Consider the following 22,667-nt stretch of genomic DNA (forward strand, 5'->3'; position numbering starts at 1 on the left):
TGGAAAGGATTTTTCATGCGTATTAATGTATTACAACATACTCCAAATGAAGGACCAGGAATGATTGAAGATTGGGCGGATATACATGGCCATACCATATATACGTACCATCCGTATCAATTTGGCACGTTACCCACGGCGGCAGAAACGGATCTATTAGTCATTCTCGGTGGTCCGATGAGTCCTAATGATGATTTAGGCTGGATCAAGCAAGAACGGGACTTGATTCGGGAGTTGTTAGCGGCGAACAAGCCGATCTTCGGTGCTTGTTATGGGGCCCAACAAATCGTTAAGGCGTTAGGTTATGCAGTCACTAAAGCCCCAGCCAAAGAAGTGGGCTGGGCGCCAGTGACCTTACAAACCGAGACGATTCCTGATTTACCTGCCCAACTAAACGTGTTGCATTGGCATGAAGAGATGTTTGAAGTGCCCGCCGCCGCGGAATTGTTGTTTTCCAGTGAGCGGGTTCAAAATCAAGGTTTTGTGATGAATCATCATATCGTGGGCTTACAATTCCATTTCGAACCCCGCGCGAACAATGTGCGGGAGATGGTCGTTAATGACTACCCGTATATCGCTGGTTCAGCCTTAGGGCAAAGCGCGGCTGATATCTTAGCGACGCCAGTGCCCACCGCAAATCAAGGAACCTTATTTAAAATTTTAGACTATATTACGACGGATTAACGTCAAACGCAGCTAGCCCATTAAGACTAGCTGCGTTTTATTTTTGATAAATAAAGACAAATTCAGTTGCGCTTGAACGTTCAGGATCGAAGCGATAATCAGGGTGATCAAAATCCTTGATCTGTGATGGTTCAGAAACCTGATTTTCTGCTAAATAGCGGACCATCGCCCCACGGGCCATTTTCGCTAAAGTGGCTTTGGTCTTTAACTGACCATTAACCAAACTACCAAAAACAATCGTGATAAAAGGTTGGTCTGGGGCTAAATAGGGCGTAATGGCCTTAGCGTATTCTTGTGAAGCTAAGTTAATAATGGGTTCAGTCGGTGTTGCTAAAGCACGGTAGAGACGATCACCCCAAAACGCATAGAGATTGGGGTGGTCAGCGACGGCTAGTTTGGCTTGCATTTCTAAGCGGTACGGCACAATGCCATCAAAGGGACGCAAGATACCATAGAAGCCAGATAAAATTCGCAAGTTGTTTTGGATGTACGCTAATGCGGGTTCGGTAAAAATATCAGGCGCCATGTACTGATACTGAATACCACTGTAGCTTAAGATAGCGGGCGTCAATTGATGATGCAAGTCGAGCGTTTGCAACCAAGCATAGTTCGGCTGGGCTAGCTTATCGCTACAATGCCACAACGCTTTAGCTTCAGGATAGCTGAGTTGTCGCAGTTGTGTGAGTAATTGGCTTGTTTGGGTCAAATATTGGGGCAGATCGATATAAGTTAAAGAATCGGTATCGACCAACATTTTTTTGGCGGGGGCGATGATGAGTTTCATTGCCAAAACACCAGCTTTCATCAGATATTAGATGTTTATTTTAACACTGAGTTGACCTAGATCACTTATCTTGTGAAATAAATGCAGATACCTGATTGTGACAAAGCTACAGTGATGGGGGTAAAAATGTGTAGCTTATCCCTATTTAACCACCGTAATGTAAGCGCTACAATTGACCTGTAAACAAGAAAGGTTGTCAACCAGCCCGTGATACATTCTTACTAGTGACATGTATCACAATAATTTTCCAAAGGAGCATTAAAACGATGCGTGATTTTAAAAATCAAGTGATGTTCATTACTGGGGCCGCCCATGGTTTTGGTCAAGTGATTGCGGCCGGGGCTGCCAAGCGCGGGATGCGCTTAGTGTTAGTCGATATTGACGAAGCGGCTTTGAAAGTAAGCTATCAAAGTATTATCGATACCGGTGCGCAAGCAATGATGATCGTGGCCGATGTGACAAAGGAAGCAGATGTTGATGCAGCCGTCGCTCAAGCCATGGCGAAGTTTGGTCGGATCGATGTGTTGATCAATAATGCTGGGATTGCTTTACCAGGACGTATTTGGGAACTACCAACACGTGATTGGGAATGGATTATGCATGTTAACTTGATGAGTCAAGTCTATGCGATGCAACAAGTTATTCCAATTATGATGAAGCAAAAGACTCATGCTGATATTTTAAATGTGGCTTCGATTGCGGGCTTAGTTGATACCCCCGGAATGCCGTCATACCATGCCAGCAAGTTTGCGTCAGTCGGGATGACAGAAGCGACCGCCTATGACTTGCAACGCGCGGGTGCGGATATTGATATGCACGTGATGTGTCCCGGGTTTGTGCAAACAGATCTATATCACACCGAAAACCACCGGCCAGCCCAATATAGTGACTCAAGCGATCCTTATTATCAAAGCGAGGCTTTCTTAAAGGGGCAACAGTTTGCCAAGTATGTGATTACGAATGGGAAACCGATCGATACGATTGCGGATACGGTTTTTGAGGCATTATCAGAGAATCGATTCTATATTTTAACGCATCCAGAGTTCAATCCATTGATTTCTGATCGCGTCCATCGCATCGTCAGTGATGGTGCGCCAGATGTTCATGTCATGGATGGCATTATGTAGCGGTTAATCACGATTTGAGGAGGGGTTTATAATGGCTAGTTATGTTGTCAGTCATGATGACGTTAAAAACTTTTTAAATTTACCAAGTATGAATGATCAAGAAGGCATTGGCTTTGCTTATGCGACGGATGAAGCCGTCTTAAAGCGCTTGATTCCGGCACCACTAAAGTTGTTAGCACCAGTGGTATGCGGTTACGTCGTGCATATGGGCAAGCCAACTTTTGGTGGGCCTTATTTAGAATTAAACTTGTTTGCGATGGTGAGTTATCAAGATAAAATGATGGGTGCTTATCCAATTTCACTATTACTCCATGGGCCCGGTGCTGAAAACGGCATGATTGCTGGTCGTGAAGGCGCGGGGATTCCGAAGAAATTGGCTGATATGATTGATTTACGACGCAATGACAATACGGCGACCGCGACGGTTGAACGTCACGGCAAGACTTTATTGAAAGTTGATTGGACGGCCGGTGAGTTGAATGACCCATCAATTATGCAACAATTTGCTGGCCAATTAGCCTTAAATAAAGAAGCTGAAATGAATAGTTTCTTCTATACCTATGATTTAGATCAGCATCCAGATGGCTCTAATCATTTTACCAACGTTGAATTGGTCGCAACGCAATTGCGGTCACTTGCTGACCGGGTCGAACCCGGCAATTTGTCGATTGACTTACAATCAACCGACGATGATCCATTTGGTGAATTAAAAGTATTGAAGCCATTGGGCGCGGCTTGGTTCCACTTTGATACATCAGTCATGTTCAATACCTTGAAATTAGAAGCTGTTGATGCTGAAAGTACGATGCCAAAATTGTTGACTGGTCGTTACGACCGGGGATTCTTTAATCCTAATGCCACCAGCTATCATATTTAAATCAATATTAGATCAAAAGAGGGGTTAATTATGTCAACATTACCAACAATGGTTAATAATGATTTTAGTGATGTCGTTTTTAATCGGCATTCAGTGCGACAATTTGATCCAAGCGTTAAGATTTCACGCGATGAAATTCAGGAGATGATTGCCGAGGCAGCCAAAGCACCGTCAGCATGTAATCTACAATCCTGGCACTTTGTGGTGATCGACACACCAGAAGCCAAAGCAACATTCAAAAAAGCCGTGATGTCTTTTAACTATCCACAAGTTGATAGTGCGTCAGCGATCGTCTTTATTGCCGGTGATACGCAGTCACATTTAGTCTATCGCGACGTCTGGAATAAAGTTTATCAAGATGGCAATATTACTAAAGAGCGGCTAGATCAGATTTTGGGGACCTTCTTACCACTTTACGAGCAGGCATCACCAGAATTTTTACAATTAGATGCGACGATGGATTGTTCAATCGTTGGGATGCAATTGTTACTCATGGCGCGGGCGCATGGCTATGATGCCAATGCGTTTTCCGGGATTGATTTTGAACACATGATTCCAACATTAGGACTCGATCCTAAACGGTACGTACCAGTAATGGGGATTGCCATTGGGAAAGCCAATGAGGCACCTTTGCACACGGAACGGTATGCCGCTAAAACCCAAACTGAATTTCTTTAATAAGCGATACTTGCGTGACGTTTAGGTATCATTTCCCCGATAAATGAACGCACGCGAGCAGCTCACCAGTAATAGCGACTAAGCAGCTAGTACTGGTGAGCTTTTTAGTATCTTTACAATGTTGATTGAACGTTTTAGAGTATGAAGTGAGCCTAACGATGATTGATGGAGGTCTACTCATGTTATTACCGCAATTATTACGAACCTTAAATCAAAGCTTCCCGGTCACCCATGTTGCACCAGCAATTGGTCGTCCCGATATTACGCAAGTACAGTTGGAGAACCAGGCGCAACGGCCATTGCCAAGTCATATTATGATATTAAAGTTAGCGGCACCTTCGCAAGTGCAATTAAGTTATTATCGGCAGGGACAATTGTGTGAAGTAGGCTTAGTCACTTTAGGCGCAATCGGTCCCAATGCCGTTTATACCCAAAATCAATTATTAAAATTACTTTTTTGTCTGGGAAAATTGGTGGCCTCACCAGCTAAGCTACAAGCGCAGGCCAATCAATTGGCCATTGCCGCGATTACGGCGGATTTTGAGACGGTTTTAGCCCGGGTGGTCGCTTTACTACAAAATCCGGTGGCAATTATTGATCTCAATGGCCAGATTTTATCGCGGTCACATACAACGGCAATTAATGGTGGCCGGATTCGGCAAGCAATTGAGCATAATAAAGTGGGCCAATGGTTGCTTGAGCACGGCTTTGCACCAGATAATCCAGATTTTTTGACACAAATCTATGTGGCACAAGATAATATTTCCTTTGTTCCGATGTTGATTACACCATTAGCTAATCAAGATGAACCGTTGGGTTATTTAGTGATGTCGGCGTTGAACACGCCCTTGGATGCCAAGCATGCCTTATTGATCAATGATTTAGGCCAAGTCGTTGCTGGCTCATTAGTAAAAAATCAAATTATGTCGACATCTGAATCACAACGGGATTTGTTATTAAATGTCTTATTAACCGAACGTCAAAGCACCACTTTTGCCGCTCAGTTTGCAGAACAGCAAGTTAAATTACCGCATACGATGGTCTTAATCAAATGTGACCCATTGGCAGGTCAATCACCGACTGTGCTACAACAGCGCCTCCGATATTTACTGACACCACAATTTGACCAAGTATTGGTTTCCGTCTATCAACAGAGTTGCTTGGCGTTAGTGACGATCAGTCTGGCGGCCTATAATCAGCCAGAATTCAAAGCGAAGCTTGCGACCGTCACGGCCCAGGCTGATTGCCGATTAATCGTTTCGAATTATTATGTCCAACCAGAGGATACTTTTGCAGCCTACATGGTTTGCTGTCGCACGAGCCAATTAAAGACCATTCAGCAACGGGTTGTGTTTTGTGAAGATGAATTCTTCAACTTATCACTAGCCCGCGTCAATCATTTAGAAATTTTACCATTCTTTATTAATCCGGCACTACAAGGCTTAATGGCTTATGATGCCCAGAATCAAACGGATCTAGTAGCGACGTTAGATGCGTATTTAAAGGCAACTTGCAATTTGACGCGAACGGCGAAACAATTGTACGTCCATCCGAATACGTTGCGCAATCGACTTAAACATATTTCAGCCATTACCGGTTGTGATCTGCGCGATGCAGACACTTGTTTTAAACTGGCGTCGGGATTCAAGTTGGAGCGGTTCTTAGTGAAAAATAACTACCAACCAACGCCATTTATACCAGATAATGATCCCATGCCACCAGTCCGACCAAGCGAGGTGTAAGATGCAACAACTAAAAACGGGCTATGTCCCATTTAAACAATATCAAACGTATTACCGAATTGTCGGCGACTTAACCACCGGGGTCACGCCGTTATTACTGTTACATGGTGGTCCTGGATCCACGCATAATTACTTTGAAAGCTTTGATCACTTTGCTGAACAAACTGGTCGGCCCATCGTGATGTATGATCAGCTTGGTTGTGGTGAGTCTTCCCGGCCAACTGACCCCACGCTATGGCAAGCGGCAACGTGGGTGGCGGAATTGAAAAATCTGCGTGAACAGTTGGGGTTAACAAAAGTACATTTGCTTGGCCAATCATGGGGCGGGATGTTAGCCCTCATTTATTTATGTGAGGATCATCCGGAAGGGGTTCAAAGTTTGATTTTAGCAAGTACGTTAGCTTCCGCAAAACTTTGGGCACAAGAACAACATCGGCTGATTCGAGCGTTGTCTGCAGCTGACCAGTTAGCGATTGCGCAGGCTGAAATTAGTGGCGACTTTACCCAACCGAGTTACTTGATGGCCAATGATCATTTTATGACGCGCCATGCGTCGGGGCCAATAACACCTTCGTCGCCGGCCTTTTTACGCCGTGCCAAGCATGTTGGCAAACTGGCGTATGAAACAGCTTGGGGCCCCAATGAATATTGCCCGACTGGCACGCTCAAGGACTACGATTATACGGCCAAGCTCAGCCAATTAACGTTACCGACGCTAGTGACGAGTGGGGTTGATGATTTATGTACCCCATTGATTGCTAAAACAATGGTCGATCAGTTGCCGAATGCGACTTGGACCTTGTTTGCCCACAGTCGGCACATGGCATTTATTGATGAATCGGCGGCTTATTTTGCTCGGTTGACGGCATGGTTTGCTGACCGGGATTAGAAAATGGCATAAAAAAAGACATTCCCGCGTTCTATTCGGGAATGTCGTGATAAGGTGCGGCGACCTTCTGAATGCTTGCGCACCGATCGCGTACCCTTACCATGGTTTGGCACCATCAGCTAGTGTCGCATAGAACCTAGTTAGAAGTCAATCAAAAACCTGCTTTAAGCGCTGAACTTAAAGCAGGTCTTTTTGATTAATCGAACGTATGGTAACCAGCTTGGTAAAGCCGATAGAAATTTTTAGGTGTAATTAAGAAGATATAACGTGACGTCTTTTTACCATAGCTTAAATAATTTTCGCTTTTAGGCATCAGCCATTTGGCCAAGTTTGTTTGACTGGTGGCAAAGGCTTTTTTGACGGTAACAGTATGGTGTGGTTGGACCACAACGGCGGCGTGTCGTTGCGTTAACTTATAAGCGAACCCGTCGAATTCGCCGCCAGAAGTGTCGGCGACCACTTTGGTAAAGTGGAAGCGGAACGCTTCATTGGTTCGATTCGTAATCTTCATATTAAAATAATGCTGGGATTGGTTACCCGTCACGTAATGACCGTGACTGGTTTTATAAAGTTGTAATTTAGTGATGACGTTGTTTTCATCCCAATTGCGTTTAACCTGACTGAAATCACGGACTGTGGCGGCTTTTGCTGGTGTGGTCACGATTGCGAGACCAGTTAGGCCAGTTAACAAAGTAACCCCAGCTAAGCAACCCCATAGACTTGTTTTTTGCATGGTTAGTCCCCCCTCAACGCCCTAGTATACGCAATTTTTTGAGGACTAACAATTACTTATAGTTAATTATTTGAACCTAATTTCAACAACGCTGTCGGTTGCGTTATTGTGAAGCGCCAACGCCGGTTAATTATGGCGATAGTTGTCACACCAGTTGGGGTAACATACAATGGCTTTAACGGTCGCTCAGTAAAATGTATGAGCACGTGATAGACGTTATTGGAAGGGTGACATTATTTTGAAAAAGTTAGCGCCAGTGATGGTCGCTTTAGGGGCCATCAGTTATGGGATTCCAGCGACCTTATTCAAGCTGGCTAATCGCGAGGGGGTCGCAAATGGGCCGCTACTATTTTGGTCATTTTTGAGTGCTGCCGTACTTTTAACCGTGGGTCAGCTCGTTCATGGTCGGCGATTGCGCCAACAGGGTACTAATTGGCGCCAAGTTAGTCAAGTTATCGCGGCAGGGACCGCTTCAGGTTTTACGAATACCTTTTATATCACCGCACTACATTATATTCCAGTAGCCGTGGCCGCTATCATGTTGATGCAATCCGTCTGGTTGTCGGTCTTATTAGGGGCGATCATGCAACATCGCCGACCAACGCGACTGCAAGTATTGAGTATTGGCGTTGTGTTATTGGGGACCGTATTGGCAGCAGATCTATTGCCAATTACTGAACCGATCTCATGGATTGGTCTAGCATTAAGCTTTTTGGCAGCGGTCGCTTATGCCTGTACGTTACAGTTTACAGCGAGCCTCGGAAATCAGTTACAACCCATCACAAAGACCTGGCTACTCTGTATTGGAGCGTTAGGTTTGATCGTCATTGTTTGGGGACCCCAATTAATGACCGTGCCGGTCACCATTACGGCGATTAAGTGGGGGCTATTGACCGCCTTTTTCTCAATGATCTTGCCATTATTATGTTATACCTTGTTTATGCCGCAATTAGCATTAGGCGTTGGTCCCATCTTATCATCATTAGAATTACCGGCGTCGATTGCCGTTGCTTGGGTCATTTTAAAAGAGCAAGTGAGTGGTTGGCAGTTAGTGGGTGTGGGTTTGATCATTAGTGCGGTAGTCATCAGTAACTGGCTGACGGCCCGCAAAACTGCCGCTTAAAGTTTCACGTGAAACATTGCCGGCAAAATGGTTGCATTAGTTATTTTCCTAGACTATGATTGTACTTACATTCATAAGCGTCACGGATCCTTAGTCCATACTAGGCCAAGGGGATTCGTGGCGCTTTTTTAGATGGGAAGGATTCCAGTGTTTCAAATTATGATGCAACATATTCACGGCAAAACGCGACTGGCGTTCTTTTTAGCGCCAATCATCATGCTGGGCGAAGTTTTTTGTGATCTACAGCAACCGACGTTAATGGCTAAAATCATTGATAGTGGCTTAGCAAAAGGGGACTTTAACTTTGTCGTTCAACATGCATTACTAATGGTCTTGTTTGCGATTCTTGGTCTGATTTTTGGTGCCAGTTGTGGCACCTTAGGGAGTTATGCGTCATTAAAGATGGGTGAAGCATTACGGCAACATCTGTTGAAGGTCGCGTTAAGTGATCGCCAACCGGGTGGCTTAGAGCCAGCCACGTTAATTACGCGAATCACAAATGATGTGACCCAGATGCAAAACTTGGTCATGATGGTGACGCGTGGGTTGGTTCGATCTCCGATGCTACTGATTGGTGGGATCGTGATGTCGGCGATCGTGTGTCCAGACTTAGCCCCGATTCTATACGTGATTATGCCGATCTTAGTGATCTTTTTAGTCGTTATCGTGCGGCGTAGTGTGCCACTATATACGCAGATGCAACAGTCCGTTGATACGGTCAATCGCGTGATGCGGGAAAATTTGCAAGGTGCTAAAACCATCAAAGCTTATGTGTTAGAACCACATCAAATGACGCAGTTTAATACGGATAATCAACACCTACAACAGGCGAGTCAACAAGCCACGTTAGCCACGGTTTGGCTATCACCGATTATCCAATTGATGTTGAATTTGGGCGTGGTACTGGCTTTGAGTTATGGGGGCAGCTTGGCGATTAGTCAGACAATTAGTACTGGGCAAATCATGGCTTTCGTTAATTACATGATTCAAATCACTACCGCCATGGTCCAAACAGTGAATATTATTACGTCCTTTGCCCGCGCCTTAACGAGTGCAACGCGTGTGAATGCGGTCTTGGCGGCCGAACCGGCTGAGCAATTGCCCGTCGCGACTGATACAGTCCCTAGTGGGAGTCAGGTGAGCTTTGACCAGGTAACGTTTGGTTATCAGCAGAGTGCCCCGATCTTAAATCAAGTGAGTTTTGAATTGCCAGCTGGCCAATGGTTAGGCATCATTGGGGCAACTGGTGCCGGGAAGAGTTCCCTAATCAATTTATTGACGCGTCGTTTTGACCAGTATACTGGTACGATCAAAATTGGTGGGGTGGACATCCAGCAGTTAAGTTTAGCGGCGGTGCACCACAAAGTAGCCGTTGCCTTACAAGACTCACAATTGTTTTCCGGCACGGTCCGGTCGAATTTAACTTATGGTGACCAAACGGCGACCGATGCAGTTTTGACGGCGGCAACCACCACGGCCGACGCGACGTTTGTCACGCAACTACCAAAGAAATTTGCGGCACCAGTTGAACAAGGCGGGAAGAACTTTTCCGGTGGGCAACGTCAACGACTAAATATTGCCCGGGCATTAGTGCCAGATCGTGATATTTTAGTACTCGATGATGCGACCAGTGCGGTCGATCAAACGACGAATGCCCAAATTAAAGCCCGGTTGCAGCAGACACGGGCCAAGCGGACTACGATTGTGATTTCACAGCGGGTTACCAATGTAATGGACTGCGATCAAATCATGGTCTTAACGGATGGCAAAGTAACCGCGCTAGGGACCCACCAAGCCGTGTTACAGCAATCAGCATTCTACCGGCAACTAGTGCAAACGCAGTTAGGAGATGATGCTCATGGACATGCATAAGCGGGTCCCACGCAATATCCATCGTGAAAAAGTGGTGTTAACGGATTGGCGCCATACGGTTGGTCGTGTGTGGCACTACTTAGCGGCGTATCGCTGGCGTCTAGGAATCGTTTTCTTACTAACGATCGTGACGACGGCAGTGACGATTGCGGGTAATCGAATCAACGGCATCGTGGTTGACCGATACATTAGTCACAATAAGTTGCACTTATTATTAGTTGTTTGTGCAGTGCTGGCAGTCATGTACATCATTGCCAGTATTTTAACCTACTTTCAAAATGCCATCATCATTAAAGTCGCGCAGGCGACCAGTGCCAAAATTCGCCAAGCGGTGTTCACCAACTTGCAGCGGTTGCCGATGCGTTATTTTGATACGCATGATAATGGTGATGTGATGAGTCGACTCACCAATGATGTCGACAATATCAATACTGCTTTGATGCAGACGTTCGTCCAACTATTTACTGGGATTATTAGTGTGATTGGGATGGGGTTAGCGATGTTGATTTTGTCGCCGCTTTTAACCGTGATTGCGTTGCTCAGTACGGTGGCAACTTACTTTTTCTCAAAGGCCATTGCCAAACTTACCCAAAAAGCGTTTATGACCCAGCAACAGGCACTAGGGAGTTTGAACACGCAGATTGAAGAATCGGTTTCAAATAAACAATTAGTGCAGTTGTTTGATCATACGGCCGCAACGATGCAAACTTTTGGGCAAACCAATGCCCAATACACCCGCGCCGCTTTTCGGGCCCAGGCGTTGTCATCGATTATTGGGCCGTTTAATAACATGACCAATAATTTAGCTTACGTCTTAATCACAGCGGCCGGGGCCCTATCGATTTTAACAGGTGGTCATGCAATTACGGTCGGCATTATTTTTACGTTTTTAATTTATTTACGTAACTTTACGGGACCCATCAATAATGTGCTGGATTTGATCAATACGTTGCAGTTGTCATTAGCCAGTGCTGAGCGGGTCTTTGAGTTGATTGATGAATCACCGGAACAAGATTTACCGACCGCCCAACCAGTGGCCCAAACGACTGGCCATGTCGCGTTTGAGCATGTGTCACTTGCTTATGAGACACGGCCAATTCTAACGGATATTAACTTGGTCGCTAATCCCGGCGAAGTCGTCGCCCTAGTTGGCCCGACTGGTGCTGGGAAAACCACGATTATGAATTTATTGACGAATCTTTATCCGTTAAAGGCCGGTCGCGTCTTACTAGATGGCCAAGATGTCACGACCTTGCGCCGGCAAGACTTACGGCGCCTAGTGACGGTGGTCCAACAGGAATCATTTTTATTTACCATGAGTATTCGGGAAAATATTCGTTTAGGACGACCAACAGCAACTGATGCGGAAGTCGAGCAGGCTGCTAAACAAGCCCATGCGGCGACGTTTATCGAACAATTGCCAGCCGGGTATGAGACAGTTTTAAGTGAAAATGCGCATCGATTATCACAAGGCCAACGCCAATTATTGAGTATTGCGCGCGCCTTTATTACTGGCGCACCAGTATTGGTTTTGGATGAGGCGACGGCCTCGATTGATAGTCAAACCGAAGCTGATGTACAGGCGGCGATGACGGCATTAATGCAAAACAAGACTAGTTTTGTGATTGCCCATCGGTTATCAACGATTCAAAGTGCTGACCAAATTTTAGTGATCAAGGCCGGTCACGTTATTGAACGGGGGACGCACCAAAGCTTGTTAGCGCAACACGGATTCTATGCGCAGTTGTATGCGAGTCAATTTGATGATTAAGATGAACTGCTGTGAGACCTGATTGGGGTTTCACGGCAGTTTTTTAATGGCCACAGAACATGAATTTTGAGTTAGTTCTCGGAACTAGCAATGTAAGCGTATAGACCACTTGTCTGTCTTTTCGTCTACTTAAAGTTAATAATAATGATTGGAAAGCGAGGAGACTAAACGCACAAGCGTCATTGAAAGTAATGGGGTGTTTGCTTGGTCATTGATTAATCAGGCGGGCAATGACTTCAATCCAGCTTATGCCCAACTAATCCAACAGTTGGCACAACGGCAATTACAATTCGCCTATTTTAGGGGATTTAGATAGTCGGGGGATTCAAAAGACTGACCATTTCTTGAGTTAATCAGCACAAACACCAAGCACCGCGTTGATGGCCTTGCAAACCCCCAATAATGTCATCGATTGGTTAACTAGATACGGAAAACAGGATCGACAACGAACACGGCAACTAGACGTAACGGCCCCTTGTTAGCCCCAAAAATGCAGTCGATCCACTTATTTGGCAAGTTTGTGGAAGAAGAGCAATTAATTACAAATTATGAAAGCTTGATTACGGATTGGCTGGTAGAAAGATAATGTTTCACGTGAAACATTATCTTTGAATTCCTGGGGGAACGTTTGTTTGATAAACGGTTGATTTGCGGTATAATTGTTTTATGAGTTAATTAATGAAGGGATGGAATCAAATATGGATCTTGCAGGATTTAAACAAGTTAAAGCCACCACCAACAAAATTGCCTTGAGTACAGCTGTAAATAGCGAAGCCGACGTTAAAATCGTCAATATCGTTTGGCGTGAGGAACAGCCAGATACATTGTACTTTTCATCAGTTGAGAATAGCCCAACTTTAGCGGTCTATGACCAGAATCCAGATATTGCGTTTATTACCATCCCTAATGATGGCACTCCGGGCAACCCCTATATGCGGGCACAACATGTGCAGTTAAAGCGTTCGAAATTAACGATGGTTGATGATTTATTGCCATTATATTTGAAGACGGTACCGAATTATCAAATGGTTTGGGATATGATTGGCTCATCATTGGTTGTGTTTGAATTGAAATTAAACGATGTTTATGTTGATCCTGGTTTGGGTCAAGATAAAGGAACGTTGCATTTTAACTAAAAAATCAGACTCGTCACTTTGAAGTGATGGGTCTGATTTTTTAGTTACTTCACATAGGCGGTACGGAAATCCATATCACCGCTAAATTTATTGTAAACAACACCTTTTAAATTGCTTTTAACGAGGATGTGGCTGCGACTTTCATAAAGTGGCGTCACGGCTTGATCACGCATCGCCGTTTTGGCGGCTGTTAATAAATCTTGGTAACGAGCGGTGGCACTCATCGCATCAGTGCCTTCAGCTTTAGCCATGGCTTGATCAAATGCCTGACTATGGTAATGTCCCATGTTGGAATTACTATGACTAGTCAAAATTGTCAATGCTTGAGTAGGGTCCGCAAAATCCATGCCCCAGCTTGTGAGGTTTAACTGGAAGTCACCTTGAGAAACTTTTGACAGCATTGAAGTGAATGGCATCGCGCGAACATTGACCGTTAAACCTTTCAAATGGCTGGTTAATTGGCCTTGAATAAATTCAGCAGCTTGATGACTCGTATCATCATCAGCACAAGTAATCGTCAAAGTTAACTTGGATCGATGGAGTTGCTGCTTAGCGGTCGCATAAAGTTGCTTAGCGGCTGCTAAATTGTAAGCTACCGTGTTTTTAGTATAAGCATCGGTCACAAAGTCTTTGCCAGTCTTGGGATTTTTAAGCATATTGCTAACACCAAAACTTTTGGCGGTGACGGAGCCGTTTTCAAGTACCTTGTTGACTAATTGGTCACGATTGATAGCTAGTGAGATGGCGGTTCGTAGGTCTCGATTGGCGGCTACTTTATCTTTTTGATTATATTGAATAAAACCCACCCGGCCGCCAGCTAAAGTCTTTAGGGATGCATTGTTTTGATTTTGGATATTTTGTTCACCGGTTAAAGTGACCATATCAAGCTTATTGGCTTGATATAAATTATAAGCGGTCGTCCCAGACTTGATGACTTGGTAATGAATGGTCTTTAATTTAACGACTTTTTTAGCCCGATAGTCAGAATTTTTCTTTAACGTCCAGCTATCATTGGTGCCGTTCCAGCCAGTGGCCACGAAAGGCCCATTATAGACCGTCTTACTAGAAGTGGTCCCGTATTGACGACCGTATTTTTTGACGGCAGTTTGGTTCAATGGATAGAAGGTGGTGCTGGCCAGGAGTTTTTTAAAGTAGGCGGCTGGTTTACTCAACGTAATGGTTAATTGATACTTGCCAGTGGCTTTAACACCAAGCGTACTAGGGGCTTTTTTGCCAGCCGCAATGGTATCGGCATTTTTAATGTTGGTGAATAGGTACGTGAATTCTGATTTAGTTTTTGGATTCAGGGTCCGTTTCCATGAATAAACGAAATCTTTAGCGGTAACTGCTTGACCATTGCTCCAGCGACCGTCGTGATGCAAGTCGATCGTGTATGTTTTGCCATGGTTTGTAATAGTTGTTTTGGTCGCTAAAGCATTAACTGGTTGACTGTTTTGATTCAGGCGATACAAGCCTTCGTCGACTTGGCTCAACTGGGCACTGGACACGCCGTCAGTGATTTTTGACGTATCGAGACTAGTTAAGTTAGTGCTTTCAGATAAGTTGATACTTTGCGTAACCGTTGTTTTGGCAGGGGTTGCGTTAGCTTTGAGTGTGAAAAAAATCCCACCGATAATAATAACCCCGCCGAAGACGAGTAATGATTTTTTGTGTGTCAATAAGCTCATGATAAAATTCCTCCAAATAGTGTTGTGACTTGGTTTGGATCATCATTAAGCTTTGCCATCGTTGTTGCATGTGGTTCACCCCGTTTTAGAAATCAAAAAAACCGTCCTTTGCCAGCCAATGCTGTGTAAGGACGGTTTTACCCGCGGTGCCACCTTGAATTGCGTCCACTTCAACCGTTAAAAGATTAAATATGCACGCCAACTTTATAGAGAACCAACATTCTCTTGACAACTGACGTATGTCGCACGTCTTTTCGTACTCTAAAAATTTCGGAAAAGCCCTCGGTGGTCCATTTAATTATCTGCGTTCGGTCATACTCTCAGCAACGATGACTCTCTGGGCGGGCACGATAATCTTGATCTCCACTTCATTGGTTTAAAAGGACGATATTTAAGTTGGGTCTAGTGTACAGCGCATGGAAAACGTTTGTCAACTATGAAAATAATTTCGATGGGTTTTTGAACGACTTTGAGCTAAATTGAAATTGGAACGTTAGTAGTAAAAAAGTGTTCCGAATCAAGCTACTGGTCCGTGATTTTAAATAAAATGGCCTCAAACAGATTAAATACATGTGTGGATTACCGCAACGCGACTAAAGCTGATTATATTTTACTGATCGGTCAAAATTAACCAGTTAGCAAAAAATTGCAATTATTAACAACGAGCGGGCATTAAACAATGGCTTCAAAACCGGTTGTTTAATGTCCGCTCGTTATAAGGAGCTATTTCTTAAAACCTAATTGATTTAACTTGTGTTGTGACATGGTGGTATATGAAAAGATATGATGTACCCGTTTATTGGCCCAATATTCAACGTAACCTTGACGTTGATAGGCGCCTAATAAGTGATAGTTATGATGCTTGTAAGTTTTATGGGTGGTCCAAAATCCCCAACCGTCAGTAAACCCAATCGTATTTTTGCGACCTGCTGGTTGAACAGCTTGTAAATTCATATCTGGCAAGTTGTAAACGTAGCGTTGTTTGTTGAATAGTGGGCCTTTGGTCACATATAAATGGCGATAGTCATTATGATACTTGCTGGCTAAAATGACGAGCTTTTTACTGGTACGACGACCACGGTCGTTGCTAGCCCAAGTCGTGACGGTGTGTTTAGATAATTTGATGACCTGATAGCCCTTTTTTAGGACTGCCTTGCCGTGCTGGTTGTAAGTCGTGTTAGCTTGATACCAAGTACCACGCAAGGATGTGGGAATGGTACTGTGACTCGTAGCATGGACTGTTGTAGGGTGGCTGGCTGCGATACCTAAGGCTGTGGTCGCAATCACTAATAAACCAAATGAATATTTTTTAAGCATAATTTTCTCCTCCAAAGAAAATAAAATCGTCATGAACTAAAAAATAAGTCCATGACGATTTTAGCATATCAATTAACTTATCGATGCCTCTTTAAATCATTTTCCCAACATTAGTATACTGCTGCCAACAATAACTCCGGACGAACTCCACGAATCGGTGAACAGAAGGGGTCATAAAGCGATTTTGCTTCACAACCATGTACATTTGATGATTTAATTCATTGTCCGCTAAATGCCGTAAGCGAATCTTCTCTTGATCTAACAATGGTAAGTACGGCATCAAAGCCACACCTAGACCATACTGCACAAAGCCGGCCATCGTATGGTCTTCTTCAACTTCGTACAAGATGTTGGGTTCTGTCTTGGCGGTCTGTAAAATCTGGTCGATCAATGGCCGCAAGCCACTATTTTTCGCGAAAATGATCATCGGGTAATCAGCTAAAGCTTTCACCGTCAATTTTTCCACGCGCGCAAGTTCACTGTCAGCGGGCACGGCGCCCATGATCTCTTGTTGGACGATTGGAATGAACTGGAAGCGATTCTCAGTTTCGAGATCGCCGATTTTATCGACGTATGAGGTGATGACCACATCGTATTTTTCATGATCTAAATCTTGCAATAGATGGCCTGAGTTGCTCTGGCCCATCGTAAACGTAATCGCATGATTATTGGGCTCAGCTTTAAAATGGGTGACGAGTTCGGGCACTAATTGCTGCCCCATAGTATAGGTAAAGCCAAAATTAACGTGTCCTTGATTGGGATCCATTAACTGACTAATGAGGTCATTGCCTTGTGATAAATCATTTAAACTAGCGGTAACGTACTTTAAATAGACTTCGCCGAGTTGAGTCAATTTGATATTGCGGCCATCGGGTTCAAATAACGGCACGCCAAGCTCATCTTCGAGCTTTTTAATGGCATAACTAAGTGAAGGTTGTGAGATACCAAGGTTTTCTGCGGCTTGGGACATATGCTGGGTGCGGGCTAGTTCTTTGAAGAAAATCAGGTGCCGTAAATTCATGGGCTCAACTCCTTGCTGACTAATAGAATAATTTTATTGATTAAACAACGTATCCCTATTTAATATAATAATTGAAACTGCTAACATAGCAAGTGAATTAAGTAACAATTTATAAAAAACAACAATATTTATTTAGGAGTGATTTGAAATGACGGAACGAATCGATGGACATACAATTTTAATTGGCTTGATGGCTTACCCAATCAGACATTCGATGTCACCAACCATGCATAACAACGCCTTTGCAAAACTGGGGTTGAATTACGCGTACTTGGCTTTTGAAGTGACGAATGATACGTTGCCAGCAGCGATTCAATCGATTCGGACCTTGGACATGCGTGGGTCCAACATTTCAATGCCGAACAAACAAAAAGTCATTCCATTATTGGACAAGTTAGATCCAGCCGCTGAGATGATTGGTGCCGTTAATACGATTGTTAATGATGACGGAATTTTAACCGGTTACACGACTGATGGGATTGGGTTTATGAAGTCGTTAGATGATGAAGGCATCAACATTCGTGGCCATAAGATGATATTAGCGGGTGCGGGTGGTGCCGGAACAGCCATCGCAGTTCAAGCTGCTTTAGATGGCGTCACTGAAATGTCGATCTTTAATCAACATGATGATTCTTGGGAAAATGCCAAGCGGAATGTGGCCTTATTAAATGAAAAGACCAACTGCAAAGCAACCTTACATGAATTAGAAAATCGCGATGATTTGAAAGCTGAAATCGCAGATTCCTTTATTTATACGGATGCCACCGGAGTTGGGATGAAGCCACTTGAAGATGAAACGTTAGTGACTGACCCAAGTTGGTTCCGTAAAGACTTAGTGGTTTTCGACACGGTTTACGCGCCACGAACCACGAAATTAATGAAAGTTGCTGAACAAGCTGGTGTCGAACATGTCTTTAACGGCTTAGGGATGATGCTAGAACAAGGCGCCGCAGCCTTTAAGCTTTGGACGGGTAAAGAGATGCCCGTTGACTATATTCGCCAGATTTTATTTGATGACAAGCACTAATGAGATGAGAGGGGTCCATTAACATGACGCAACCTGTAAAAGTTCGCAATATATTATTAGGCAGCGACCGGCCTAAACTGGCGGTCCCGATTACTGGTCGGACGACGACTGCGTTACTACGACAATTGAAACCAATCGTTGCTGAAAAGCCAGACTTAGTTGAATGGCGGATCGATTATTTTGCCGATGTCACTGATCGGGAAAAATTAATTACTGCTGGGCAACAAATTCGTCAAACGTTAGGTGATATTGCATTACTCACCACGTTTCGGACCCAAGGTGAAGGTGGGGCGTTGCTCTTACCTGATGAAGCGGCTTATTTTGAGATTTGTCGCGCCGTCATTGCCGGACACTTCACCGATGCTTTAGATGTTGAACGCTATCATGATGAAGCTGCCGTCAAACAAACGGTAAAAGCTGCACATGAACAAAAAGTGGTGATCGTCATGAGTAATCATGATTTTCAAGCAACACCAAGTGCCGCTGAAATCGTCGCGCGCTTAACGAGTATGGCCGAATTTGGGGCCGATGTGCCTAAGATCGCAGTTATGCCACAATCTGTTGAAGACGTGTTGACGTTGTTAACAGCGACTAACCAAGTTCATCAAACTTTAGACCAACCCGTCATTACCATGTCGATGGGTGATTTAGGTAAAGTTTCCCGGGTTGCTGGGGAGGTCTTTGGATCATGCCTGTCATTTGCGACGGTCGGTGCTGGCTCAGCACCTGGTCAAATCGCATTAGATCGGTTACGACCAATGCTACAAGCACTGAAATTAAATTAGAACAGGTTAGGAGGGGCAAGCGATGACCGGTGCTCATAAGAAATATGTATCACAGTTTTCCATGATGGGGACGGTTATTACGATCACGTTGTTTGCCCCCAACCAGCCAATTGTGGAAGCGCTTTATAATTATCTCGCTACTATGGACCGGGTCTTTTCAATGAATCGACCGGATTCAGAATTAATGGCTATTAACCGTCACGCCGGACAGCACCCGGTGGCGGTTAGTCCGATTTGCTTTGACTTGATCCAACGGGCGGTAACGGCTTCGCAACAACAGGCCACGAGTTTTAATGTGTTGATGGGCCCAGTCGTTAAGTTATGGCGGATCGGGTTTGGTGGGCAAACGGTACCTGAACAAGCGGCCATCGATCAGGCCCTAGCACTGACTGACCCTAATGCAGTGGTCCTAGATGCCGCGCAACATAGTGTGTATCTAACCCATCCTGGGATGATGTTAGATTTAGGTGCAATTGCCAAGGGGTACTTCGCCGATCAAATGATCGGGCAATTACAAGCAGCCGGTATTGACCAGGCAATCGTCAATCTAGGTGGCAACGTGAAGCTGTTAGGTTGCAACCCGACCACGCCAACCGGTCAGTGGACCGTTGGGATTCAAGCCCCCAAAGCCCCACGCGGCTATCCTGCCTTACAAGTAGTGACCACGGCTAAAACAGTGGTCACCTCAGGCATCTTTGAACGTTATTTCCGGATTGGTAATCGCGTTTATCATCATATTTTAGACCCGCAGACGGGTTATCCAGTGGCCCGCCCGATTGAACAAGTGTCAATCCTGACGACTAATTCTGAATACGCTGAAATATTATCAACGGTGGCCTTTTTTAAGGGCGTCACCGCTGGTGTTAACTATATTAATCAATTACCACAAGTCGAAGCAATCTTTATCGATCACCAGCAGCAAATCCATACGACTGCTGGGTTACAGCATTTGAGCGAAGGAGTGTACCAATATGAGTAATGCAAAACAAATTAAAGGCCAAGCAATGGGCCATAACGGCATCATTAGTTACGAAGTCGATGTCGATGACAATAAAATTGAAGATTTGAAAATTTTGAAACATTCAGAAACGTCCGGGATTTTTAACCAAGTAATCGACAAACTCAAAAAGAGTGTGATTACTGAACAATCCTTTAACGTGGATACAATCAGTGGTGCGACCGTCATGACGCAAGCGTTATTGGATTCAGCTAAAAAAGCCGTTGCCGATGAAGATGTTAAGTTGACGCCTAAACCAAAAGCCACTAAAGCAACTGGCACGACGCATCTAAGTGCTGACGTAGTTGTCATTGGTGGCGGTGAAGCTGGGTTAGTCGCCGGTAGTCGGGCCTTAACTAAGGGTCAATCGGTAATCTTAGTTGAAAAGAATGGTTATCTTGGTGGTGCGACGATTTTAAACGGGTCAAACGTCACCGGAACGGGGTCAAAAGTGGCGGCCGGTATTTTCGGTGATAACCACGATACCCCAGCGACCTTAGCTGAAGATGTGACCCGTGAAAGTAAACATACCAACTATCCAGCAATGACCGATTTGATGGTCAATAATATTGGGCCAGCGATTGATTTTATTAGTGATTTTGCGGATTTGCATTATCAAAAAGCGCAGACACAAACGCCAGAACATTCCATCAACCGGCAAATCGAATTGCCAACTGCCAGCAGCTATGAATTTATTCAAAAAGTGGCGAAAGCGTTCAATGAACACGGTGGCAAGACGTTGTTAGATACACGGGTTGAAGCCTTGACTTTTAATCGTCATGGGGATGTCAATGGGTTGGTCGCTTACCAACATGCTACTCCAGTTAAAATCAAAGCCCGCTCAGTCGTATTGGCAACTGGTGGCCATGGTGCCAACCAAAAGATGCGAGGGACTGAAAGCAAGGGCTTGGATTACTATGGGCCAATGACGTCGACTGGCGATGCCTATGACTTTAATGCCAAATTAAATCTGCAGACACATGATTTAGGGTGGTATAAAGTTTATCCACACGGGGTTGAAGTTGAACCCGGCGTGGCGAAGTTAACGACGTATGCGTCAAAAAAGGCGACCGATATGGGGGCCTTATACGTCAATACGAAAGGCCAACGCATTGTAAACGAATCGGCAGTTTATAGTGACTTCCGAGATGCCATCTTAGCGCAACCGGATAAAGTGGCCTTTATGTTGATGGATGAACGGACTTGGAAACAAGTTTATGATTTGTTAGTCTTACATGACTTTACGCCTAAAGAAATCCAAAACTTCTTTGACAATCCTGATACGACGCCAATCTTTACCAAGGGGACGTTAACGGAAGTCGCTAAAGCCGCCGGAATTGATGCGGCCGGGTTACAACAAACCGTTGCTGACTATCAAGGCTACGCTAAGGCTGGGACTGATCCTGACTTTAAGCGAGACGCACAATTCTTACATGGCTTTGAGGGGGAAACCTACTACTTAGTTGAACAACGCGGGCGTTTTGCCACGACGTTGGGCGGCTATACCGTCACGACACCGGACTTAGAATTAGTCACGAAAGATGCTGTGCCAGTCGCAAATTATTATGCGGCCGGTGAAGTGGCTGGCGGGGCTAATGGGCATGACTCGATGCCAAGTATGATGAACACTTGGGGCATTTCTTCTGGATATGTCGCGGGAGCCGCAGCTAGTGCGAATGCGGATACGCAAAAAGCGAGTGGTGAAACTGACTTAAATATCGTTGCCTTGATGGGCACGAATGCGACTAAGTCGTATAACCGCAAGTTGTTACAAGCGATGCAAGAGTTGTTTGATGCCCAAATCAACTTTAGCATTGAAGAAATCAAATCCTTGCCACTCTTTAGCGAGGATTTGGTCGATGATGAACCCGCTAATGTCAAGGCTCTCTGTGCCAAAATCGATGACGCTGATGGTGTCGTGATTGCAGTGCCTGAATATGATCATGCGATCCCAGCGGCGTTGAAGAGTGCGCTGGAATGGTTATCTTGCAAAGAACATCCTTTCACTGACAAACCCGTGATGATCGTTGGTACGTCACTGGGGATTCAAGGCACCGTTCGGGCCCAAATGAACTTGCGTCAAATCTTAGATGCACCCGGCGTTGACGCGAAAGTTTTACCTGGTAATGAATTTATGTTGCCAAAAGCCGGCACTCAATTTGATGACCACGGTCAATTGACCGATCAAGGGAGCGTAGCCTTCTTAAAACAATGTTTTGGTAACTTCTTAACCTTCATTGAAACCGATGAAGCTGCGCCGGTCTTAGCATAAACGCTAATCTCTTGAATGAAGTATAATTCCTGCTCAACCTTTTAGCCCGTCACGCCTAACCCGTGACGGGCTTTTTGCCGGCAATGTTTCACGTGAAACATTGGATCAAGTGCTAGATTAACAGGAAATTTTATTGAAGAAACA

Annotated in this window: 19 protein-coding genes; 14 read left to right on the forward strand and 5 right to left on the reverse strand. The window is 44.7% G+C overall.

All coding sequences use genetic code 11. From position 1 onward, the window contains the following. Positions 1 to 15: 15 nt before the first annotated feature. Positions 16 to 684 (forward strand): type 1 glutamine amidotransferase, encoded by a 669-nt coding sequence (locus FFM75_RS06475; protein ID WP_137628375.1) that lies wholly within the window; start codon positions 16 to 18, stop codon positions 682 to 684. Positions 685 to 721: 37 nt separating this feature from the next. Here FFM75_RS06475 and yaaA read toward each other — a convergent pair whose 3' ends face one another. Beyond that, positions 722 to 1,468, reverse strand: coding sequence for a peroxide stress protein YaaA (yaaA, locus tag FFM75_RS06480; protein ID WP_137628376.1), 747 nt, complete (start codon positions 1,466 to 1,468; stop codon positions 722 to 724). Positions 1,469 to 1,734: 266 nt separating this feature from the next. Here yaaA and FFM75_RS06485 point away from each other — a divergent pair, with 266 nt between their 5' ends. The 5 genes from FFM75_RS06485 (at position 1,735) to pepI (ending at position 6,781) form a co-directional block, all read left to right on the forward strand. Then, a complete protein-coding gene (locus FFM75_RS06485) occupies positions 1,735 to 2,595 on the forward strand; it encodes an SDR family NAD(P)-dependent oxidoreductase (RefSeq protein WP_137628377.1) in 861 nt (286 codons plus the stop codon). 31 nt (positions 2,596 to 2,626) lie between these two features. Next, the gene (locus FFM75_RS06490; RefSeq protein WP_137628378.1) at positions 2,627 to 3,472 is read left to right on the forward strand and encodes an acetoacetate decarboxylase family protein; all 846 of its coding nucleotides are present in this window, start codon (positions 2,627 to 2,629) and stop codon (positions 3,470 to 3,472) included. 30 nt (positions 3,473 to 3,502) lie between these two features. Continuing rightward, positions 3,503 to 4,150, forward strand: a complete 648-nt coding sequence (locus FFM75_RS06495) for a nitroreductase family protein (RefSeq protein ID WP_137628379.1) — start codon at positions 3,503 to 3,505, stop codon at positions 4,148 to 4,150. Positions 4,151 to 4,329: 179 nt separating this feature from the next. Further along, positions 4,330 to 5,892, forward strand: coding sequence for a PucR family transcriptional regulator (locus FFM75_RS06500; protein ID WP_137628380.1), 1,563 nt, complete (start codon positions 4,330 to 4,332; stop codon positions 5,890 to 5,892). A 1-nt stretch (position 5,893) separates the two neighbouring features. Next, a complete protein-coding gene (gene pepI / locus FFM75_RS06505) occupies positions 5,894 to 6,781 on the forward strand; it encodes a proline iminopeptidase (RefSeq protein WP_137628381.1) in 888 nt (295 codons plus the stop codon). Positions 6,782 to 6,977: 196 nt separating this feature from the next. Here pepI and FFM75_RS06510 read toward each other — a convergent pair whose 3' ends face one another. Next, positions 6,978 to 7,514 (reverse strand): hypothetical protein, encoded by a 537-nt coding sequence (locus tag FFM75_RS06510; RefSeq protein WP_137628382.1) that lies wholly within the window; start codon positions 7,512 to 7,514, stop codon positions 6,978 to 6,980. A gap of 238 nt (positions 7,515 to 7,752) precedes the next feature. On the opposite strand from FFM75_RS06510, the gene FFM75_RS06515 reads away from it, so the two are divergent. The 4 genes from FFM75_RS06515 to FFM75_RS06530 all read left to right on the forward strand — a co-directional run bounded on the left by FFM75_RS06515 (position 7,753) and on the right by FFM75_RS06530 (position 13,416). After that, a complete protein-coding gene (locus tag FFM75_RS06515; RefSeq protein WP_137628383.1) occupies positions 7,753 to 8,637 on the forward strand; it encodes an EamA family transporter in 885 nt (294 codons plus the stop codon). A 147-nt stretch (positions 8,638 to 8,784) separates the two neighbouring features. Beyond that, positions 8,785 to 10,509, forward strand: coding sequence for an ABC transporter ATP-binding protein (locus tag FFM75_RS06520; protein ID WP_137628384.1), 1,725 nt, complete (start codon positions 8,785 to 8,787; stop codon positions 10,507 to 10,509). Next, entirely contained in the window at positions 10,496 to 12,280 is a 1,785-nt protein-coding gene (locus FFM75_RS06525; protein WP_137628385.1) for an ABC transporter ATP-binding protein, read from the forward strand. The genes FFM75_RS06520 and FFM75_RS06525 overlap by 14 nt, the downstream gene beginning before the upstream one ends. 698 nt (positions 12,281 to 12,978) lie before the next feature. After that, positions 12,979 to 13,416, forward strand: a complete 438-nt coding sequence (locus FFM75_RS06530; RefSeq protein ID WP_137628386.1) for a pyridoxamine 5'-phosphate oxidase — start codon at positions 12,979 to 12,981, stop codon at positions 13,414 to 13,416. A gap of 44 nt (positions 13,417 to 13,460) precedes the next feature. On the opposite strand, the gene FFM75_RS06535 is transcribed toward FFM75_RS06530, so the two are convergent. The 3 genes from FFM75_RS06535 to FFM75_RS06545 all read right to left on the reverse strand — a co-directional run bounded on the left by FFM75_RS06535 (position 13,461) and on the right by FFM75_RS06545 (position 17,442). After that, positions 13,461 to 15,104 carry a peptide ABC transporter substrate-binding protein gene (locus FFM75_RS06535; RefSeq protein ID WP_137628387.1) on the reverse strand — a complete coding sequence of 548 codons (1,644 nt, stop codon included), beginning with the start codon at positions 15,102 to 15,104 and terminating at the stop codon, positions 13,461 to 13,463. A 723-nt stretch (positions 15,105 to 15,827) separates the two neighbouring features. Beyond that, entirely contained in the window at positions 15,828 to 16,421 is a 594-nt protein-coding gene (locus FFM75_RS06540; RefSeq protein WP_137628388.1) for a hypothetical protein, read from the reverse strand. Positions 16,422 to 16,512: 91 nt separating this feature from the next. Beyond that, a complete protein-coding gene (locus tag FFM75_RS06545; protein ID WP_137628389.1) occupies positions 16,513 to 17,442 on the reverse strand; it encodes a LysR family transcriptional regulator in 930 nt (309 codons plus the stop codon). A gap of 148 nt (positions 17,443 to 17,590) precedes the next feature. Here FFM75_RS06545 and FFM75_RS06550 point away from each other — a divergent pair, with 148 nt between their 5' ends. From FFM75_RS06550 to FFM75_RS06565, 4 genes are read left to right on the forward strand one after another with little or no spacing between them, the layout of a single operon-like run. Continuing rightward, positions 17,591 to 18,469, forward strand: a complete 879-nt coding sequence (locus tag FFM75_RS06550) for a shikimate dehydrogenase (RefSeq protein WP_137628390.1) — start codon at positions 17,591 to 17,593, stop codon at positions 18,467 to 18,469. 23 nt (positions 18,470 to 18,492) lie between these two features. Continuing rightward, the gene (gene aroD / locus FFM75_RS06555) at positions 18,493 to 19,254 is read left to right on the forward strand and encodes a type I 3-dehydroquinate dehydratase (RefSeq protein ID WP_137628391.1); all 762 of its coding nucleotides are present in this window, start codon (positions 18,493 to 18,495) and stop codon (positions 19,252 to 19,254) included. Between the two features lie 22 nt (positions 19,255 to 19,276). Further along, positions 19,277 to 20,233: an FAD:protein FMN transferase gene (locus FFM75_RS06560; protein WP_137628392.1), complete on the forward strand. Its 957-nt coding sequence runs from the start codon at positions 19,277 to 19,279 to the stop codon at positions 20,231 to 20,233. Continuing rightward, entirely contained in the window at positions 20,226 to 22,523 is a 2,298-nt protein-coding gene (locus tag FFM75_RS06565) for an NAD(P)H-dependent oxidoreductase (RefSeq protein WP_137628393.1), read from the forward strand. The genes FFM75_RS06560 and FFM75_RS06565 overlap by 8 nt, the downstream gene beginning before the upstream one ends. Positions 22,524 to 22,667: the final 144 nt, after the last annotated feature.

This window comes from Lactiplantibacillus daowaiensis, from assembly GCF_005405085.1.
In the GTDB taxonomy this organism is placed as follows: Bacteria; Bacillota; Bacilli; order Lactobacillales; family Lactobacillaceae; genus Lactiplantibacillus; species Lactiplantibacillus daowaiensis.

Bases quoted from the DNA above. Each gene is read 5' to 3' on its own strand.
- FFM75_RS06475 (WP_137628375.1), top strand. From the start codon at position 16: ATGCGTATTAATGTATTACAACATACTCCAAATGAAGGACCAGGAATG.
- yaaA (WP_137628376.1), bottom strand. From the start codon at position 1,468: ATGAAACTCATCATCGCCCCCGCCAAAAAAATGTTGGTCGATACCGAT.
- FFM75_RS06485 (WP_137628377.1), top strand. From the start codon at position 1,735: ATGCGTGATTTTAAAAATCAAGTGATGTTCATTACTGGGGCCGCCCAT.
- FFM75_RS06490 (WP_137628378.1), top strand. From the start codon at position 2,627: ATGGCTAGTTATGTTGTCAGTCATGATGACGTTAAAAACTTTTTAAAT.
- FFM75_RS06495 (WP_137628379.1), top strand. From the start codon at position 3,503: ATGTCAACATTACCAACAATGGTTAATAATGATTTTAGTGATGTCGTT.
- FFM75_RS06500 (WP_137628380.1), top strand. From the start codon at position 4,330: ATGTTATTACCGCAATTATTACGAACCTTAAATCAAAGCTTCCCGGTC.
- pepI (WP_137628381.1), top strand. From the start codon at position 5,894: ATGCAACAACTAAAAACGGGCTATGTCCCATTTAAACAATATCAAACG.
- FFM75_RS06510 (WP_137628382.1), bottom strand. From the start codon at position 7,514: ATGCAAAAAACAAGTCTATGGGGTTGCTTAGCTGGGGTTACTTTGTTA.
- FFM75_RS06525 (WP_137628385.1), top strand. From the start codon at position 10,496: ATGGACATGCATAAGCGGGTCCCACGCAATATCCATCGTGAAAAAGTG.
- FFM75_RS06530 (WP_137628386.1), top strand. From the start codon at position 12,979: ATGGATCTTGCAGGATTTAAACAAGTTAAAGCCACCACCAACAAAATT.
- FFM75_RS06535 (WP_137628387.1), bottom strand. From the start codon at position 15,104: ATGAGCTTATTGACACACAAAAAATCATTACTCGTCTTCGGCGGGGTT.
- FFM75_RS06540 (WP_137628388.1), bottom strand. From the start codon at position 16,421: ATGCTTAAAAAATATTCATTTGGTTTATTAGTGATTGCGACCACAGCC.
- FFM75_RS06545 (WP_137628389.1), bottom strand. From the start codon at position 17,442: ATGAATTTACGGCACCTGATTTTCTTCAAAGAACTAGCCCGCACCCAG.
- FFM75_RS06550 (WP_137628390.1), top strand. From the start codon at position 17,591: ATGACGGAACGAATCGATGGACATACAATTTTAATTGGCTTGATGGCT.
- aroD (WP_137628391.1), top strand. From the start codon at position 18,493: ATGACGCAACCTGTAAAAGTTCGCAATATATTATTAGGCAGCGACCGG.
- FFM75_RS06560 (WP_137628392.1), top strand. From the start codon at position 19,277: ATGACCGGTGCTCATAAGAAATATGTATCACAGTTTTCCATGATGGGG.
- FFM75_RS06565 (WP_137628393.1), top strand. From the start codon at position 20,226: ATGAGTAATGCAAAACAAATTAAAGGCCAAGCAATGGGCCATAACGGC.